General features: G+C 32.6%; 17 protein-coding genes. 13 read left to right on the top strand and 4 right to left on the bottom strand.

Annotated features, from left to right (window positions below; translation table 11 throughout):
- Positions 1-8: 8 nt before the first annotated feature.
- The 7 genes from ACI5KZ_RS09980 (at position 9) to ACI5KZ_RS09950 (ending at position 8,376) form a co-directional block, all read left to right on the top strand.
- On the top strand, positions 9-692 hold the full coding sequence (locus ACI5KZ_RS09980; protein WP_406847559.1) for a TIGR04282 family arsenosugar biosynthesis glycosyltransferase: 684 nt from the start codon (positions 9-11) through the stop codon (positions 690-692).
- Positions 676-1,488, top strand: coding sequence for a purine-nucleoside phosphorylase (locus tag ACI5KZ_RS09975; RefSeq protein WP_109308503.1), 813 nt, complete (start codon positions 676-678; stop codon positions 1,486-1,488). Before ACI5KZ_RS09980 ends, ACI5KZ_RS09975 begins: the two co-directional genes overlap by 17 nt.
- A 3-nt stretch (positions 1,489-1,491) precedes the next feature.
- Positions 1,492-2,460: an arsenosugar biosynthesis arsenite methyltransferase ArsM gene (gene arsM, locus ACI5KZ_RS09970; protein ID WP_406847558.1), complete on the top strand. Its 969-nt coding sequence runs from the start codon at positions 1,492-1,494 to the stop codon at positions 2,458-2,460.
- A gap of 33 nt (positions 2,461-2,493) precedes the next feature.
- Positions 2,494-3,393: a sterol desaturase family protein gene (locus tag ACI5KZ_RS09965; protein WP_109308501.1), complete on the top strand. Its 900-nt coding sequence runs from the start codon at positions 2,494-2,496 to the stop codon at positions 3,391-3,393.
- On the top strand, positions 3,383-4,096 hold the full coding sequence (locus tag ACI5KZ_RS09960; RefSeq protein ID WP_406847557.1) for a DUF547 domain-containing protein: 714 nt from the start codon (positions 3,383-3,385) through the stop codon (positions 4,094-4,096). Before ACI5KZ_RS09965 ends, ACI5KZ_RS09960 begins: the two co-directional genes overlap by 11 nt.
- On the top strand, positions 4,089-4,811 hold the full coding sequence (locus ACI5KZ_RS09955) for a TIGR04283 family arsenosugar biosynthesis glycosyltransferase (protein ID WP_109308499.1): 723 nt from the start codon (positions 4,089-4,091) through the stop codon (positions 4,809-4,811). The genes ACI5KZ_RS09960 and ACI5KZ_RS09955 overlap by 8 nt, the downstream gene beginning before the upstream one ends.
- 112 nt (positions 4,812-4,923) lie before the next feature.
- Entirely contained in the window at positions 4,924-8,376 is a 3,453-nt protein-coding gene (locus tag ACI5KZ_RS09950) for a pyruvate carboxylase (RefSeq protein ID WP_406847556.1), read from the top strand.
- 22 nt (positions 8,377-8,398) lie between these two features.
- On the opposite strand, the gene ACI5KZ_RS09945 is transcribed toward ACI5KZ_RS09950, so the two are convergent.
- On the bottom strand, positions 8,399-9,403 hold the full coding sequence (locus tag ACI5KZ_RS09945; protein WP_406847555.1) for a glycoside hydrolase family 113: 1,005 nt from the start codon (positions 9,401-9,403) through the stop codon (positions 8,399-8,401).
- A gap of 94 nt (positions 9,404-9,497) precedes the next feature.
- On the opposite strand from ACI5KZ_RS09945, the gene ACI5KZ_RS09940 reads away from it, so the two are divergent.
- From ACI5KZ_RS09940 to ACI5KZ_RS09925, 4 genes are read left to right on the top strand one after another with little or no spacing between them, the layout of a single operon-like run.
- Positions 9,498-10,841 (top strand): NAD(P)/FAD-dependent oxidoreductase, encoded by a 1,344-nt coding sequence (locus ACI5KZ_RS09940; RefSeq protein WP_109308496.1) that lies wholly within the window; start codon positions 9,498-9,500, stop codon positions 10,839-10,841.
- Between the two features lie 7 nt (positions 10,842-10,848).
- Entirely contained in the window at positions 10,849-12,429 is a 1,581-nt protein-coding gene (locus tag ACI5KZ_RS09935; RefSeq protein WP_406847554.1) for a 4Fe-4S binding protein, read from the top strand.
- Between the two features lie 42 nt (positions 12,430-12,471).
- Positions 12,472-13,164, top strand: coding sequence for a glycosyltransferase family 2 protein (locus ACI5KZ_RS09930; RefSeq protein WP_109308494.1), 693 nt, complete (start codon positions 12,472-12,474; stop codon positions 13,162-13,164).
- Positions 13,161-14,651, top strand: coding sequence for a cellulose synthase family protein (locus ACI5KZ_RS09925; protein ID WP_406847553.1), 1,491 nt, complete (start codon positions 13,161-13,163; stop codon positions 14,649-14,651). Before ACI5KZ_RS09930 ends, ACI5KZ_RS09925 begins: the two co-directional genes overlap by 4 nt.
- Here the strand turns inward: ACI5KZ_RS09925 and ACI5KZ_RS09920 are convergent.
- Both ACI5KZ_RS09920 and ACI5KZ_RS09915 read right to left on the bottom strand, forming a co-directional pair.
- The gene (locus tag ACI5KZ_RS09920; RefSeq protein ID WP_109308492.1) at positions 14,648-15,457 is read right to left on the bottom strand and encodes an amidohydrolase family protein; all 810 of its coding nucleotides are present in this window, start codon (positions 15,455-15,457) and stop codon (positions 14,648-14,650) included. The genes ACI5KZ_RS09925 and ACI5KZ_RS09920 overlap by 4 nt on opposite strands.
- A 16-nt stretch (positions 15,458-15,473) precedes the next feature.
- Positions 15,474-16,703, bottom strand: coding sequence for a serine hydrolase domain-containing protein (locus ACI5KZ_RS09915; RefSeq protein WP_406847552.1), 1,230 nt, complete (start codon positions 16,701-16,703; stop codon positions 15,474-15,476).
- A 139-nt stretch (positions 16,704-16,842) separates the two neighbouring features.
- On the opposite strand from ACI5KZ_RS09915, the gene ACI5KZ_RS09910 reads away from it, so the two are divergent.
- Positions 16,843-18,189, top strand: coding sequence for a mannosyltransferase (locus ACI5KZ_RS09910; RefSeq protein WP_109308490.1), 1,347 nt, complete (start codon positions 16,843-16,845; stop codon positions 18,187-18,189).
- On the top strand, positions 18,170-18,991 hold the full coding sequence (locus tag ACI5KZ_RS09905; RefSeq protein WP_109308489.1) for an alpha/beta hydrolase: 822 nt from the start codon (positions 18,170-18,172) through the stop codon (positions 18,989-18,991). The genes ACI5KZ_RS09910 and ACI5KZ_RS09905 overlap by 20 nt, the downstream gene beginning before the upstream one ends.
- Here the strand turns inward: ACI5KZ_RS09905 and ACI5KZ_RS09900 are convergent.
- Positions 18,988-19,200, bottom strand: a complete 213-nt coding sequence (locus ACI5KZ_RS09900; protein WP_109308488.1) for a lipopolysaccharide assembly protein LapA domain-containing protein — start codon at positions 19,198-19,200, stop codon at positions 18,988-18,990. The genes ACI5KZ_RS09905 and ACI5KZ_RS09900 overlap by 4 nt on opposite strands.
- Positions 19,201-19,225 lie beyond the last annotated feature (25 nt).

Raw genomic sequence — 19,225 nt, 5'->3', positions numbered from 1 at the left:
TTTTAAGCATGGGAGTATTAAGTACAAAAGACACTAATAGCGATAATGAAATGGCTTTCGACTTTCATTTTCCAACGTCAAAAAAGGCCATAATTATCTTTGCTAGAAATCCTGAATTAGGAAAATGTAAAACCCGTTTAGCAAAAACTATTGGAGATGAGTCTGCTTTAAAAATCTACAAGTATTTATTACAACATACAGCAAAAATCACTGAGAAAATTTCAGCTGATAAGTTCGTGTTTTACTCGAAACACATTCATAAAAATGATATTTGGAGTGACTCCATTTTTATAAAAAAATTACAACAAGGTTCAGATTTAGGGATTAAAATGAAAAATGCTTTTATTGAACTTTTCGAATCAGGTTATGAAAAAATTATCATCGTTGGAAGTGATATTTTAGACTTAACAACAGAACATATTTCTGAATCTTTTCTTAAATTAGAAACAAACAATGTTGTAATTGGCCCAGCTTTAGATGGAGGTTATTATTTACTAGGAATGAAACAGCTTCAACCACATATTTTTGAAAATAAAGCCTGGGGAACAGCAACCGTTTTAAAAGACACTTTAACAGATTTGCAACAGGAAAGCGTCTATCATTTAGAAGAATTAAATGATATCGATACCTTTGAAGATCTTAACAATAACAAAACTCTTAAAGACCTAATTATCAATGATAAAATTTATTAAAGAAACAGCAGAATACTTAGAAGAGAAAGGATTTATCAACCCTGAAATCGGCATTATTCTTGGCACAGGATTAGAAAAACTAATTAACGACATAGAAATTATAGCTGAAGTTAGTTACAATCACATTCCTTATTTTCCAACAGCAACAGTTGAGTTTCATAAAGGAAAACTCTATTACGGAAACCTGGAAGGCAAAAAAGTAGTAGTCATGCAAGGGCGTTTTCATCTTTACGAAGGCTACACGTTACAAGATGTCACTTACCCAGTTCGTGTTATGGAAAAGTTAGGTATTAAAACGCTTTTAGTTTCTAATGCGTCTGGCGCCATTAACAAAAGTTTCAAAAAAGGGGAACTTATGTTAATTGAAGACCATATCAATCTACAAGGAAGTTCTCCATTAGCATTTAAAGGCGTCGAACTTTTAGGCGAACGTTTTACAGACATGAGTGAACCTTATAATAAAAGTTTAAATCAAGCTTTTAAACAAATTGCAAAGTCTAATAACATTACATTACACGAAGGCGTTTATGCTAGTGTAGTAGGACCACAACTTGAAACCAGAGCAGAATACAGAATGCTTAAACTTATTGGTGCAGATGCAGTTGGCATGAGTACGGTACCCGAAATTATTGTAGCCAATCATTTAAACCTTAAAACAGCTGCTGTATCAGTATTAACTGACGAATGCGATCCTGACAATTTAAAACCTGTTAATATTAATGAAATTATAGCAATGGCAGGAAAAGCAGAACCTGAAATGATAACATTATTTAAAGAGTTGATTAAAACATTATAATTTATGAGCTACTTAGACACCACACATAATGTATACAAAGAAGCAGCATTAACACCAGATGTTGGTTTGTGTTGCACTACCAATCCTATTTGGGAATTACCAGGTTTAAAAATTCCAAGAATCATGCAGGAAATGAATTACGGCTGTGGCAGTACTGTACATGCTCGTGATTTAACCAATAGCCCAAAAATGCTATATGTTGGTGTTGGTGGTGGTATGGAACTTTTACAATTCTCCTATTTTAATAGGCAAAAGGGAGGTGTTATTGGCATTGATGTTGTTGATGAAATGCTTGAAGCTTCTCGGAAAAACTTCTTAGAAGCTGAAGCTCAAAACGAGTGGTTTAAATCTGATTTTGTTGAACTAAAAAAAGGAGATGCAATGCATCTGCCTGTTGAAGATAATAGCATTGATGTAGCGGCTCAAAATTGCTTATTCAATATCTTTAAGGCTGATGATTTAAAACAAGCCATTGCAGAAATGTATCGTGTATTAAAACCTCATGGCCGACTGGTTATGAGCGATCCAACCTGCGAACAACCTATGAATGATGAACTTCGTAACGACGAACGCTTAAGAGCTTTGTGTTTAAGTGGCAGTTTACCAATTGCCGAATACGTAAAAGCATTAACAGATGCAGGATTTGGAACCATTGAAATTAGAGCAAGAAAACCATACAGAATTTTAGATCCTAAAAATTACCCAACAGAAGAGCTAATCTATATTGAATCTATAGAAGTCGCAGCCATTAAAGACCCAATGCCGGAAGATGGACCATGTGTGTTTACAGGGAAAGCGGCTATTTATTATGGAGATGAAGATTATTTTGATGATCAGGCAGGTCATATATTATTAAAAAATCAACCTCTTGCTATTTGTGATAAAACTGCAAGCGCACTAAAATCTCTAGGTAGAGATGATATTTATTTCAGCGAATCTACGTACCATTATGATGGTGGTGGATGCTGTTAAATTATAACCAACTTAATATTTAAAAAACACTCCATGGAAAAGTACCTGGAAATAATACTAAATTCTTATTCTGGCTATTGGAATTATTTAAAAAATGAAATAATTACAGTGAATCATTGGGATAATTATTTTTATGGATTAATAATAATTTCATTACTTGTGTGGATTCTTGAAATTGCTTTTCCATGGAGAGAAGAGCAGTCTATTTTTAGAAAAGATTTCTGGTTAGACACCTTCTACATGTTCTTCAACTTTTTTTTATTAAACCTAATTATTTTAATTGCGCTTTCAAATACTGTAGCCGAGTTTTTTAACGATATTCTAGGACTTATAGGTTTATCGCTTTCCAACTTTCAATTATTTGAAGTCAATAATCTACCAAAACCTTTAGGTTTATTTATCTTTTTTATTGTGGCAGATTTTGTGCAATGGAACACACATAGGCTTTTACATCGTGTGCCAATACTTTGGAATTTTCACAAAGTACACCATTCTGTAAAAGAAATGGGCTTTGCTGCTCACTTACGTTATCATTGGATGGAACCTGTGGTCTACAAATCAATCTTGTATATTCCCTTGGCAATAATTGGAGGTTTTGAAGCTCAAGATGTGGCCATTGTTCATTTTTTTAACATTACCATTGGTCATTTAAATCATGCAAACTTGGGTTGGGATTATGGAAAATTAAAATACATTTTTAATAATCCTAAAATGCATATCTGGCATCATGCCAAAGAACTACCAAAACATGTAAGGTATGGTGTAAATTATGGACTAACTCTAAGTATTTGGGACTATCTGTTCAAAACAAATTACATTCCAGCTAATGGTCGCGACATTGAGTTGGGCTTTTCTGGAGATGAATCTTTTCCTAAAGATTTTGTAAGTCAGGAATTATATCCAATTAAATTTAAACGTAAAAATGAAGACTAGAACTCTATTGACACTTATTATATTTACTTTATCAACTGTTCTCCAATTAGCTAAAGCACAAACAGTAAATTATAATTCTTGGAATAGTTTTCTTCAAAAACATGTCAATAGTAATGGAGAAGTTAACTACAAAGCCATAACATCAGACAAACAATTGTTGCAAACTGTTTTAGACGAGTTTTCAAAAAATAAACCAGATTATACTTGGACTAAAAACGAAACTCTTGCTTATTGGATTAATGCCTACAATGCGTTTACAATAAAACTCATTATCAATAATTACCCTCTTAAAAGCATAAAAGACATTAAAAAACCTTGGGATCAAGAATTTATTTCAATTGGCAAATACCCTATGTCGTTAAATGAAATTGAACATGAAATCTTAAGAAAAATGAATGAACCTCGCATCCATTTTGCCATTGTTTGTGCTTCATTTTCATGTCCTAAATTACAAAACAAAGCCTTTACTGCTAAAAATTTAGATTCTCAATTAACAACAGCCACCAAAGAATTTTTAGCAGATAAAAACAGAAATAATATCTCAGAAAACAATATAGAAATTTCTAAAATATTTGATTGGTTTTCAAAAGACTTTACCGAAAATGGTACTTTATTTGAATTCTTAAATCAATATTCAGACATCCAAATTTCTCCAAATGCCAAAAAGCGATTTAAAGATTACAATTGGGCTTTAAATGAATAAAATCTCCATCATTATTCCTATTTTAAATGAAGCAGAAACCATAGAGCATCTGCTCAATCATGTTTTAGAAAATGCTTCAAAAAAAACCATAGCCGAACTTATTATTGTAGATGGAGGAAGTATTGATGGTTCACAAAAGATTGTGAGATCTTTTTTTCAAAAAAACTCTAATTTATCTTTTCAACAAAAATTTTGTTTCATAGAATGTTCAAAAGGTAGAGCTTTACAAATGAATACTGGTTCTGAAATAGCTACAGGAACTATATTATACTTTCTACATGCAGATTCATTCCCTCCTAAAAACTTTGATCAATACATTATTAATGAAGTTGAGAAAGGCCATTTAGCCGGTTGCTTCAGATTACAATTCAGTCACAATCACTGGTGGTTACGTTTAGCCAGTTGGTTAACCCAGTTTCATTGGAGAGCCTGTAGAGGTGGCGATCAAAGTCAGTTTATAACAAAAAAATTATTTGATGAAATTGGTGGCTTTGATGAAAACTACGCAATCTATGAAGACAACATTCTTATCAACGAACTTTATAAACGTAAGCAATTTAAAGTTATTAATAAAAAACTAATAACCTCAGCCAGACGTTATGAAACCCATGGTATTTGGACATTACAATATCATTTTTGGGCCATCTATGTTAAAAAATGGTTTGGTGCTTCAGCAGAAGAACTTCACAATTATTATCTAAAGTATATTGCTTAAAACTTGTTAATAATCTGTAACTTTCTGATTGAAAATTTATTGATAAATTAATTTGCGTTTGTTACTTTTGTAGCGAACATTCGCTAAATTTTCAATAAACACACAACTAAATATGAAAATCGGAAAAGTACTTGTAGCCAACAGAGGAGAAATAGCCATTAGGATTTTTAGAGCCTGTACAGAAATTAATGTCAAAACAGTTGGTGTTTACACCTTTGAAGATAGGTATTCTTTACACAGGTATAAAGCCGACGAGTCTTATCAAATTGGTGAAGATAACGATCCATTAAAGCCCTATTTAGACATAGACGAAATAATTAAAGTGGCCTTAAAATGTGGAGCAAATGCCATTCATCCTGGCTATGGTTTTCTTTCAGAAAATGCCCAGTTCGCAAAAAAATGTGAAGAAAACGGCATCATATTTGTCGGTCCAAAAGTATCTGTTTTAAAGTCTCTTGGTGATAAAATTACTGCTAAGGAAGTGGCTGTAGCTAATAATATTCCCATAATACGTAGTAACAAAAGATCCTTAACAGACATTAATATTGCTTTAAGTGAAGCCGAAATTATTGGGTATCCAATCATGCTAAAAGCTGCTTCTGGTGGTGGTGGTCGTGGTATGCGAGTAATTAGAAAACCTGAAGAATTAAAAGGCGCATTTAACGAAAGCAAGCGTGAAGCCTTAAATGCTTTTGGCGATGACACTGTTTTTTTAGAAAAATTTGTTGAAAACCCTAAACATATAGAAATTCAAATAGTTGCTGATAATTTTGGAAATACTGTTCATTTATTCGAAAGGGATTGTTCTGTACAACGTCGCTACCAAAAAGTAATTGAGTTTGCTCCTTCTTACGATTTAAAACAAGAAACAAAAGTGGCACTTTACCAATATGCCATTAAAATTTGTAAAGCTGTTGATTATAATAATATTGGAACCGTTGAGTTTTTAGTAGACGACGATGATTCCATCTATTTTATAGAAGTAAATCCTAGAATTCAAGTAGAACATACAGTAACTGAGGTGGTAACGAATATCGATTTGGTAAAAACACAATTATTTATTGCTGGTGGTTACAAGCTTTCCGATCAACAAATAAAAATACCTAATCAGGAAGCCATTAAAGTTACTGGGTATGCTTTACAATGTCGAATTACAACCGAAGATCCACAGAACGATTTCAAACCAGACTATGGAGAAATTACAACCTATAGAAGTGCTTCTGGTTTTGGAATTCGTCTAGATGCAGGGTCGGTGTACCAAGGTGCTATTGTCTCTCCTTTTTTCGATTCCATGCTTGTAAAAGTAACTGCAAACAGTAGAACTTTAGATGGCGCATGTAGAAAAGTACGTCGTGCTTTAGCAGAATTTAGAATTAGAGGCGTTAAAACAAACATGCTCTTTTTAGACAACATATTAAAACATGAAACTTTTAGAAAAGGAGATGTAACGGTAAACTTTATAAAACAAAATCCTGATTTATTTGTTTTTAAGGCGCCAAGAAACAGAGCGACTAAATTAGTCACTTATTTAGGAGATGTGATTGTTAATGGGAATCCTGATGTTAAAAAAATAGATACTACTAAAACGTTTGTAAAACCAACCGTTCCTAAGTTTGATGCTCAAGCAGCTTTTCCTGAAGGCACAAAAGATTTATTGACAAAATTAGGACCAGATAAATTTTCTCAATGGTTAAAAAATGAGAAGAAGATTCATTTTACAGATACAACCATGCGTGATGCGCATCAAAGTCTATTAGCAACTAGAATGCGAACATTTGATATGCTTAAAGTGGCAGAAGGTTATGCTAAAAACAATCCTGACATTTTTAGTATGGAAGTTTGGGGTGGAGCAACTTTCGATGTGTGTTTTCGTTTTTTACAAGAAAACCCATGGGAACGCCTACAATTATTACGTAAAGCCATGCCCAATGTATTGCTCCAAATGTTAATTAGAGGATCTAACGGTGTTGGTTACACAGCTTATCCTGATAATTTAATTGAAAAATTTGTAGAACAATCTTGGGAAAATGGTGTGGACATTTTTAGAATTTTTGATTCTCTAAACTGGATGAAATCTATTGCTCCTTGTATTGAACATGTTAGAAACAGAACACAAGGTTTAGCAGAAGGTTCTATTTGTTATACAGGAGATATTCTAAATCCAAAAAACACCAAATACAATCTAAAATATTACACCACACTTGCAAAAGATATTGAAAATGCTGGAGCACATATTTTAGCAATTAAAGATATGGCAGGTTTGCTAAAACCATATGCTGCTTTCGAATTGATTTCGGCTTTAAAACAAGAAATCAATATCCCGGTTCATTTACATACACATGATACGTCTTCCATTCAGTCTGCAACCTATTTAAAAGCCATTGAAGCTGGTGTTGATGTGGTAGATGTGGCTTTAGGAGGCTTATCTGGTTTAACATCTCAACCAAATTTTAATTCGGTTGTAGAAATGTTGAAATTTAATGATAGAGAAAGTCAATTAAACATTGATTCCTTAAACGAATATTCTAATTACTGGGAAACTGTAAGAGATTATTATTACCCGTTTGAGTCTGGCTTAAAAGCTGGTTCAGGCGAAGTTTTTAAACATGAAATTCCAGGAGGACAATATTCCAATTTAAAACCTCAAGCCCAAGCATTAGGTCTTGAAGATAGGTTTCATGAAATCACTAAAATGTATGGTGATGTGAATCTTCTTTTTGGCGACATAGTCAAAGTAACACCAAGCTCAAAGGTGGTTGGAGATATGGCTCAATATTTAGTGAGCAATAACCTAACCGTTCAAGACGTCCTTGAAAGAGGTGATACTATTTCGTTCCCACAATCTGTTGTGAGTTTCTTTAAAGGAGATTTAGGCCAACCCGTCGGTGGCTTCCCTAAAGATCTTCAGAAATTAATTTTAAAAGATGAAAAACCTTATACAGATAGACCAAATGCACATTTAGAACCTATTGATTTTGAGTCAGAATATAAAGATTTTAAAAAAATATTTGAAAAAGATTTAAGCAGACCTATTACTATCACTGACTTTTTATCTTACAAACTCTACCCTAAAGTATTTACAGATTCATATAATAAGCATTTAAAATATGACAATCTAATGAATCTACCAACTAAGAATTTCTTTTATGGAATGGATATTGGGGAAGAAATTATTGTTGAATTAGACAAAGGAAAAACACTTCTAATTACTTTGGATTCGGTTGGAAAATCAAACGAAGATGGTATGGTTACTGTCTATTTCAAAGTTAATGGTCAAGGTCGATCTGTACAAATAAAGGATGCAACAATTAAAATTGATAAAGTAGAACATGTAAAAGCCGATAAAGCCAATTCGAAAGAAATTGGAGCGCCTTTACAAGGGTTACTTTCTACTATTTTGGTTAAGAAAGGTGACAAAGTGACTAAAAACCAACCATTATTTATTATCGAAGCCATGAAAATGGAAACAACCATTACTGCAACTGAGGAAACTACTGTAAAACAATTGGCTTTAAAGCCAGGAGTTATGGTGAATTCTGAAGATTTAGTGATTATATTAGATTAGATGAATCATAAAAAATCTATTATTAAAGTCCGTAATGGGCTTTAATAATAGATTCTACTGGTTTGTTTTGAGGTGTAAACTGATTGTTATCTTCTCCTCCACTTTTTTCATGATTATGAAACCATTTCCAAATAAAACCACCTGCAAACCAATCTTCTTCCCAAAAGGTTTCTAACAAAGCTTGCGTGGTATTATTTTGTGCTTCAAAATTTATTGATTCCATATTTCTATCACTGACCCAAGGTTCTTTTCCAGAAAAATCGACGTTTCTGTAACCATATTCAGTAAATAATACAGGCTTATTAAATTTATCTGAAACCTCTTTTAAAGTTGCTTTATGTACTAACCAACCCTCTAAGCACTCTTCAATGGTAGGCGTTTTAGAATCACTTACAGGGAAATAAGCGTCTACACCAATATAATCTATTTGATTCCAGAAAGGTGTTCGTTTAAATTCATCCCAATTAGCAGCATAGGTCAATTTTCCTTTATATACCTTTCTAATTTCAATAATTAAGTCTATCCAAAATTCTGGTCTATTTTCAACAAACAACTCCAGTTCTGTACCTATACATAAAATTTCAGTATGTGTCTCCTGGGCAACCTGAGCAAATTTTAAAATAAATTTGGAGTAAGTCGTTTCTAACATCTTCCAATTCTCTTCAGAATCCATTTCAATTAAACCAGTATATTCACCATTCCAGACCCAAATTTGAGGTTTCATCATTGTTTTAATGCCAGTTGCTCTTAAAGCTTGAATATTTTGTTTTGTTCCACTTTCTGTTTCACCAAACCATTGTCCATGAGAATTAAACACAATTTCCGGATGTTTTAAATTCTTAATGAATCCAAATGGCATCACTGCAGCAAAATTGGCATTTATATTTAAAATAGGTTTTATATGTGTTTCTGATATGGAATCTTTTGAAGCGACTAAACTTACTCCATTTATTTTTGAAGATTTATTAGTGATTAAACTACAAGAGTTCAAAACAAATATCAAACAAAGCCCAAAAACTATCCTCATAAGTGTTAATTAATTTCTAAATTTAAACAAACTGAAATTATTCGGTTAAGGTTTTAACATACCTTTCGACAAAACAAACAATTAAACCAAATTCATGGAGCATATTGTAATAATTGGAAACGGAATTTCTGGTGTGACTGCTGCCAGACATATTAGAAAACTTTCCGATAAAAAAATTACCATCGTTTCTGCAGAATCTGACTATTTCTTTTCTCGTACAGCATTAATGTATGTGTACATGGGACATATGAAATTTAAGCATACTCAACCTTATGAAAATTGGTTTTGGAAAAAAAATCGTATTGAACTAAAAAAAGGTTTTGTTAAAAAAATAGACTCTGAGAATAAGTTACTTCTTTTTGCTGAAGACGACTCTCTTTCTTACGACAAACTTATTATTGCTACAGGAAGCAAGCCTAACAAATTTGGATGGCCTGGGCAAGACTTAAAAGGCGTTCAAGGATTATACAGCAAACAAGATCTAGAAAATCTTGAGGTGTACGCTCCAAACAATCAAGTTTGTAAACATGCTGTTATTGTTGGTGGTGGTTTAATAGGCATTGAATTAGCAGAAATGCTTCATTCTCGACATATTCCAGTAACGTTTTTAGTACGCGAAACTAGTTTCTGGGATGGCGTTTTACCCAAAGAAGAAAGCGACATGATAAACAAAGAAATATTAAGAAATGGTATTGATTTGCGTTTATCTTCCAATTTAAAAGAAATTATTTCTGATGAAAACGGACAGGCTAAATCTATAATTATTGAAGAAACTGGAGAAGAAATTCCTTGTAATCTTGTTGGCTTAACTGCAGGTGTATCACCAAATATCGATATTACAAAAACTTCGACTATCGAAACTGGTAGAGGTATTAAAGTCAATCGTTTTTTAGAGACTAATATTCCTGATATTTATGCCATTGGCGATTGCGCCGAACAACATGAGGCCATTGGAAACCGGAATCCTATTGAAGCTGTCTGGTACACAGGACGCATGATGGGAGAAACTGTTGCTCAAACTATTTGTGGTAATAAAATGGCATATAATCCAGGTCACTGGTTTAATTCGGCAAAGTTTTTTGATATCGAATATCAAACCTATGGATGGGTTTGGGCCCAACCCAAAGAAAATGAAGCACGTTTTTATTGGGAACATAAAAGTGGTAAAAAATGCATCCATTTGAATTACGATAAAAACACCAAAGAGTTAATTGGGATCAATAATTTCGGAATACGCATGCGTCATGAATTTTTTGATAAAATGCTCAACGAAAAACAAACTGTCACTTATGTCTTAGAACACTTGGCAGATGCTAATTTTGATCCTGAATTTTACAAACTTCATGAAAAAGAGATTGTAGCAAAATTCAACCTAGAAAACAATACAAACATCCAATTAAGAAAGAAAAGTTGGAAGCGCATTTTCCAAACGTCATAATAGTCAAATGAAAAATATACAAAATTTAGGTCTCGGTTTATTTTTAATTGGTCTTACCATATTTACATCATTAATTTTTTTGGGAAAATACGAAGTAACACCTCAAGTTCTAGATGAAATTATTTCCAACAAAAGCATCAAAAGCGAACATTTAATTAATGATTTAAAGACAAATGTTGTTGGCAAGGAGTTTTCTAATCCGTTTTTATTTTCTTCAGAAATCACCTCAGCATTAGAAATTGCAAACGAAACTCACAAACAAAATAGTGAATGGGGAAAAGTGATTTGGGACAAACCTCATAGTTTTTCATACGAAATAGCCAAGAAATCAGGAACAGGCATTATTAAAGAACATAAAGGGCTTTTTTGGTGGCTAACCTTTGGGCTTGGTATCCTTGGAGCATTACTTTATATTATTCCAAATGTCATTACTTTAGGTCCTCCAGGTATAAAAAATAATGGAATTTGGCTTCATGCAGCCACCAACAGAGGTTGGATTGGCTGGTTTGCCTTTGTCTTTTTAGTTGGGTTTTATATATTGCTTTATTTTAGGCCAGATTACATTGTCAATTGGACATACATTGTAGATCCAATAAGTGAAAGTTTAAGTGGTAATTTGGCTAGCCAGTGGTTTTTATATGGCTTTCTATACTGTACAGTTATGACTGTGATGGCAGTGAGAATGTATATTAAATATCGTCATAATAAATATCAAATACTACGAACCACTTCTGTATTGTTTTTTCAAATAGTTTTCGCCTTTTTAATTCCTGAAATATTAGTGCGTTTTGAAAAGCCTTGGTACGATTTTAAAAATGCCTTTCCACTTGATTACGATTTCTTTTTTAGTTGGAATTTAGATCAACTTATAGCTAGTGGTGGTTTAGGCATATTTATTTTAGTTTGGGGAATTGTACTCACACTCGTTATTGTACCGGTTATGGTTTATTTCTTTGGGAAACGCTGGTATTGTTCTTGGGTTTGTGGTTGTGGAGGTTTGGCTGAAACATTAGGAGACCCTTACAGACAACTCTCAGACAAATCATTAATTGCTTGGAAGTTTGAACGTTGGATCGTTCATGGTGTTTTAGTCTTTGCATTGGTAATGACAGGTTTTACACTATACACCTATTTTCAAGGTGCCGAAGCTGTATTAGGTATAAAAACACAAACCATTCAAGACATATATGGCTTTTTAATTGGTGCTATTTTCGCTGGTGTTATTGGCACAGGCTTTTACCCTATTTTCGGAAATCGTGTTTGGTGCAGGTTTGGCTGCCCTTTAGCTGCATACTTAGGTATTGTGCAACGTTTCAAGTCACGTTTTAGAATTACTACCAATGGCGGACAATGTATTTCTTGTGGAAACTGCTCCACCTACTGTGAAATGGGAATTGATGTAAGAGCTTATGCGCAAAAAGGTGAAAACATTATTCGTTCTAGTTGTGTTGGTTGTGGTATTTGTGCAGCTGTTTGCCCTAGAGGGGTTCTAAAACTAGAAAATGGCCCAGAAGACGGGAGAATCAATCCTACTGAAATCCTTTTAGGTAATGATGTTGATTTATTGGATTTTTTAAAACAGAAATAACAATAAAACAATTGTATTTTTGCAAAGTCTTTTAAACACTCTATGAACCTAATAAAAGTTATTATTCCTGCTTTTAACGAAGCCGATTCCATTGCAAATGTTATAAATGACATTCCAGAAGTTGTTGATGAAATTATTGTTGTTAGCAATAATTCCACAGACAAAACAGAAGCAAATGCCAAACAAGCTGGAGCAACCGTATTAACAGAAACCAATAAAGGTTATGGTTATGCCTGCTTAAAAGGGATGGATTATGTTTCTAGGCAAGAAATAAAACCAGATATTATTGTGTTTCTTGATGGCGATTACAGCGATTATCCAGAAGAATTAACCAAAATTATTCAACCCATTGTAGAATACGATAATGATTTTGTAATTGGTGCACGTGTAAAACGACTTAGAGAAAGTGGCTCTATGACCAAACCTCAAATTTTTGGAAATTGGTTAGCTACATTTTTAATGAAACTCTTTTTTAAATCAACCTTTACAGATTTAGGCCCTTTTAGAGCAATTAAATATGAAAAGCTACTGGCTCTTAATATGGAAGACAAAACTTATGGATGGACAGTAGAAATGCAATTAAAAGTATTAAAACAAAAAATGACATATATTGAAATTCCTGTCAATTACAGAAACCGAATAGGAGTATCTAAAGTATCAGGTACTATAAATGGCGCTATTATGGCAGGTGTTAAGATATTAGGATGGATTTTTAAATACAGTTTTAAATCATGATTTTAATATATAGTATTATAGTTGTTTACTCGATAGCACTTGTGTTTATTTTTTTTTATGCTTTGTCACAACTTAACTTACTTTCAAACTACTTATCTGTTCAGAAAAACACCTCCAAAGAAGCTAAATATAACTTTTCAAATCCAGATGAAATTCCTTTAGTTACAATACAACTCCCGGTTTATAACGAAATGTATGTTATGGATCGTTTGCTGGAAAATATCTCGAAAATTGAGTACCCAAAAAGTAAATTGGAGATACAAGTTCTGGATGATTCTACAGATGAAAGCTTAGAAACAACCACAATACTCATAGATAAACTAAAAAAAACAGGCCTGGATATTGTTCATATTTGCAGAACAGATAGAACTGGTTTTAAAGCTGGAGCTCTCAAAGAAGGTTTAAAAGTTGCAAAAGGGGAATTTATAGCTATTTTTGATGCCGATTTCCTTCCGAAGAAAAACTGGTTAAAAAAAACCATCCCTTACTTTAAAAATGAAAAAATTGGTGTCGTGCAAACACGTTGGAGTCATTTAAACAGAGAGTATTCCATTTTAACAAGAATCCAAGCTTTTGCACTTGATGCGCATTTTACTTTAGAACAAGTAGGCAGGAATAGCAAAGGACATTTTATTAACTTTAATGGAACAGCTGGCGTATGGCGAAAAGCCTGTATCCTTGATGCTGGGAATTGGGAAGGAGATACACTTACAGAGGACTTAGATTTAAGCTATAGAGCACAACTAAAAAATTGGGAATTTAAATATCTTGAAGATGTAGAAACACCTGCCGAACTCCCTATGGTTATTAGTGCAGCAAGATCGCAACAGTTTAGATGGAATAAAGGTGGTGCCGAAAATTTCAAAAAAATGGCATGGAAAGTAATTTCCAATAAAGATATTTCAGCTAAAACAAAAGTTCATGGACTCTTACATTTATTAAACTCAACCATGTTTTTAAACGTTTTAATTGTAGCCATATTAAGTATTCCAATGTTGTATATTAAAAATGAATATGCGCATTTAAAACCGTATTTCTATGTGATGAGTTTCTTTGTAATCAGCTCCCTTATTTTCTTTGTTTGTTACTGGTTTATGTATAAGAAAATATATGGAAGCAGTCTTAAAGATTTTATACAATATATCGTTATGTTTTTTACATTTTTCTCCATTGCAATGGGTTTTTCATTACACAATTCTATGGCAGTTATAGAAGGACATATGGGAAAACGTAGCGACTTTGTAAGAACACCCAAATTTAATATTGGGGCTTTTAACGACCACTGGAAAAACAACAAATACCTCAATAAAAACATATCTATATATGTATATTTTGAAGGCTTACTAACCCTCTATTTTGGATTTGGAATGTATTTGGCTTTTGTAGTTGGAAATCAAGGGGGCGATTTTGGACTCTTCCCTTTTCACCTGATGTTGTTTCTTGGTTTTGGTTTTGTGTTCTTTAAATCTATTACTTCTAGAGTTTAAAATTTGGTAACATCAATTTTAAAAAGTTCTGCAGCATTTTTCCAAAGAATTAATTCCTTCTTTTCATCTGCGAGCTCTAATTGATCCATAAATTTTAAATAAGATTTCATATTAGAAATAGGCCAATCTGTGCCATATAATAAGTAGTTTGGATCTCCAGCATAAGTAATCATTTCTTCAATTTCTTTTTTCATATAACGTTCAAACTTTTCTGAAAAATCTCCCAGAACCAATCCTGAAATGTCGGCATAAACGTTTTTATTTTTATACACGACTTCCATACAATCTTTAATCCAAGGATTCCCTACGTGACAAATGACAATTTTTAAATTGGGATAATCCACTGCTAAATCGTCTATATGAAGTGGGTGCGAATATTTCACTTTCCCAGTTGGAGCATACGTGTCTCCTGAATGAAACATGACAGGCACATCATATTCGATAGCCATTTCATACCATACTTTTAATCTTATATCGTTTGGATAAAAAGGCTCATATCCAGGGTAAAATTTTAAACCTTTTATCAGGCCTTTCTCCAAATATTCGCTAATTTCAATAATGTCTCTATAATTATAATTAAGATAGCTAATACCTGAAACCACGCCTAGATTATCTCTCCCTTTAATAGCTTCAACCACTTGTTTTGTACTTGGTCTATGTTTGTTAACTTTATAAGAGGACAAGACTAAAGAATAATCTACCTTGTTTTCTAACATGGTATCTGTGAGCTGGTTTAAACAATCGTTAAGAGAGACTACGCGATCTTCGTGGTAATTGTTTATGTGTGTGTGCACATCAATAATCATATCTACTTTTTTTTATTTAATCAATAGTATTTTCTATATCTACCGATTGCTCAGCCGGTTTTAATGATGAAGCTATAGCTCTAAATAATTCAACATTCAGTAGATCGTTACTAGGCAAATAATCGTCGTCGTTATATTTAGGATTGGCAGACAGTTTAACAATCACTGTTTTGGTGGCAGGATTGATATAAATATACTGTCCGTAAACTCCCATGGCCATATATTCACCTTGTTCACTTTTAGGAATCCACCATTGATACCCATAACCAAAGCTTTCACCTGGCTGTACATGTGGAGCATCTGGTGTTGTAGACGCTTGAACCCAATTTTTAGGCACGATTTGTTCTCCTTTAAAAGCACCTTCATTTAAAAATAATGATCCTACTTTGGCATAATCTCTTAAAGTTAAGTTTAAACCACCAAGCACCATTTCCATTTTATCACCATCTAAAAGCCAATAACCATCAAATTCCATTCCTAACGGATTATATAATTTTTCTTGCATATAGTCTGTGATAGTTTTACCCGTAGCTCTTTTAAGAACCATTCCTAAAACATGGGTATTTATACTCACATAATGATTGACGGTTCCTGGTTCCAATTCGCGTTCTAGGGTTGTAGCAAATACATCTTGAGAAGTTCCCATGGCAAAACCTCTTCCCCAACGGTTAATATCGCTAAAAAAATCGCCATAATCTTCGTTAAATTCAACTCCTGTAGACATTTGAAGTACATCCTTTATTCTTACACCTTCATAGGCAGAGCCTTTTAATTCTGGTGTATATGTTTCAACAGGCTCCTCAATGCTTTTTATATGACCTTCTTCAACAGCAACTCCAATTAATGCAGATATAACCGATTTGGCCATAGACCAAGAAATATTTCTTGTAGTTTCGGTATTTCCTAAATAATAGTTTTCGTAAACCAAGCTATCGTTTTGAATCACAAGAAACCCTGTGGTCCATGAGTCTTCAAGAAATTTTTTGGTATTAAATTCTTTGTCTTCATATTGAAATTTTTCAGGTAATTTCATTGTATTTCCTTTTGGATAAGGGTGCTTGTTTAATGGTGCTTCTAAAATTGAAACTGGCCATACAGCATCAAACGATCTAAAATTATGCACAATTTGATCTTCATCAAATAGATGCATTGCTAGGTTTAGCCTTTTGTATTTTGGATAAAACCATATACTAATTATGACAAGTATACCTAAAAGTATTAATCCAATTTTTTTCCAAGTTTTCATAAGATAGAATAAGTCATTTTAAAACAGCTTGTAAGATAGTACCAAAAAAGGATTTCACTATAAAAAAACATCTATTTTATTTAATAAATAGGTTTCTACTTTTATAAATCTAAAATTTAAATATATCTATCTTTGGATGATGTTTATTAATACCACATTTTTAAAACTTTATAAAATCCCCATACTATTTTCAATATCTAGTATGCTATTCTATTTTAGTTTTGCTTATAATTTACAAAGAACAGACTCCATTAAGCTTATAACTTTGTATGTGGCGTTATTTTATTTGTTTTATAAACTGGTACAAACCAACAAAAGCAATTTAAAATTTCTAACAGCCATAGCTTTTATCTTTCGAGCTGTTTTTATTTTTGCTATCCCCAATCTGTCGCAAGATTTTTATCGTTTTATTTGGGATGGACGCATGATTCTTGAAGGCATGAATCCGTATCTATTTACTCCGGAATCTTTTATTTTAAAAGGAGAAATTCCAATAAATCAAGCTCAAGAATTATATAAAGGCATGGGTAGTTTGAGTGCAGGACACTATACCAATTACCCACCATTAAATCAATTGTGTTTTGTTCTTGCCAATCTATTTCCATGGCAATCTATTTTAAGTTCCGTAATTGGTCTCCGGCTTATAATTATTGCAGCCGATTTTGGAACTCTTTACTTTGGAAAAAAATTGCTTGAAAAATTACAGCTTCCTACTTATCATATTTTTTGGTATCTTTTAAATCCGTTTATTATTATAGAACTTACAGGCAATCTTCATTTTGAAGGTGTCATGATTTTCTTTCTAGTTTGGAGCATGTATTTGTTGTTCCTAAATAAATGGAAATTAGCAGCTGTTGCATTTGCCTGTTCTGTTTCCATTAAACTAATACCACTTATATTCCTACCGCTACTTTTCAATAAATTAGGTTGGAAAAAAAGTTTGTTATTTTATGTCCTTGTTGGAATGGTTACGGTGTTGTTTTTCATCCCTTTTTACTCGCAACAATTTATTACTAACTACTCTGAAACAGTCGGTTTATGGTTTCAAAATTTTGAATTTAATGCCAGTTTATATTATATAGCTAGAGAAATTGGATTTGTAATTTCTGGTTATAATCAAATTGCCATAATTGGAACATTTTCTGCCATCATGGTCTTTGTTTTTGTGATTTTACTTAGTTTTTTCAGAAAAAACAACACATTGCTACAGCTCATAACAGCTATGATTTTCGTTTTATCCTTTTATTATTTTACGGCAACAACTGTTCATCCATGGTACATTGCGACACTTTTAATTTTAAGCATTTTTACCAACTATAAATTCCCTATGGTTTGGAGCTTAGTAATCATTTTAAGCTATTTGGCATATAACAATGTAAACAACTCCGAAAATTTATGGATTATTGGTTTAGAATATATCATAGTTTATAGTGTATTTTTGTATGAAATTCTAAGAAAGAAACCTATTGAAAATAAATTTTCCTAAAATACTTCGACGCATAACAAGAATTGTGGTATCGCTTTTACTACTTTATATCCTTTCGTTAGTTTTTGTATATTTTAATCAAGAACGCTTTTTTTTCAACCCGAAATTATTAGCCAAAGATTACCAATATGAATTCAAAGAAAATTTTGAAGAGCTTAATATTCCGGTTGCAGAAAACACAAATCTGAATGCTGTATTATTTAAAACTGAAAACCCAAAAGGCGTTATTTTATACTTGCATGGCAATGCAGGAGCTATACACGACTGGGGGAAACGCGCTACGTTATATTTAGAAAATAATTATGATATTCTGTTTGTAGACTATAGAGGTTATGGGAAAAGTGATGGCACATATTGTAATACCAAAGAGTTGTTTAGCGACATGCAAAAGGTTTATAATTTTACCAAAACACGATATAACGAAGACAACATAGTTGTTTTAGGCTTTTCATTAGGTTCTGGTTTAGCAAGTTATTTAGCATCTAAAAACCATCCAAAAATGTTGATTCTTAATGCGCCTTATTATTCCTGGAAAACTTTAATTGCTGACGAAATTGCACCTCCAATTCCAGAATTCATTATTAAATACAACATCCCAACATATCAATTTTTAAAGAAAGTAACTTGTCCAATAAAAATATTTTATGGCACGCGAGATTTTTTAATTCACCCAGATACAAATGCCAAAAAACTGCAAGTCTTACAACCAAATAACATCACTATTTTCCCAATTGAAGATGCCGGACATAATGGATTACATATAACCAGACAATATTACCAAGATCTTAAAAAAGTACTTTAAACTTGATCTTTACCCTTTTTAATATTCCTTCTATAAGACAGAAGTACCCCAGATAGTAAACCTAGCAAAAAACAACCGAGAATGACTAATACTCTTGACATAGAAATATCGAAGGCAAGGAATTTAATGGTAACAACCTCAGTATTTTGTATGGTAAAAGTTACAATTAACAAGATAAGGATGATGGCAATTATGGTTTTAAAATTCATAACTTTAAGTCATTTTGCTTAAAAA

It is taken from the genome of Xanthomarina sp. GH4-25, from assembly GCF_045363175.1.
GTDB lineage: Bacteria > Bacteroidota > Bacteroidia > Flavobacteriales > Flavobacteriaceae > Xanthomarina.
This window is presented reverse-complemented; position numbering and strand designations above follow the sequence as displayed.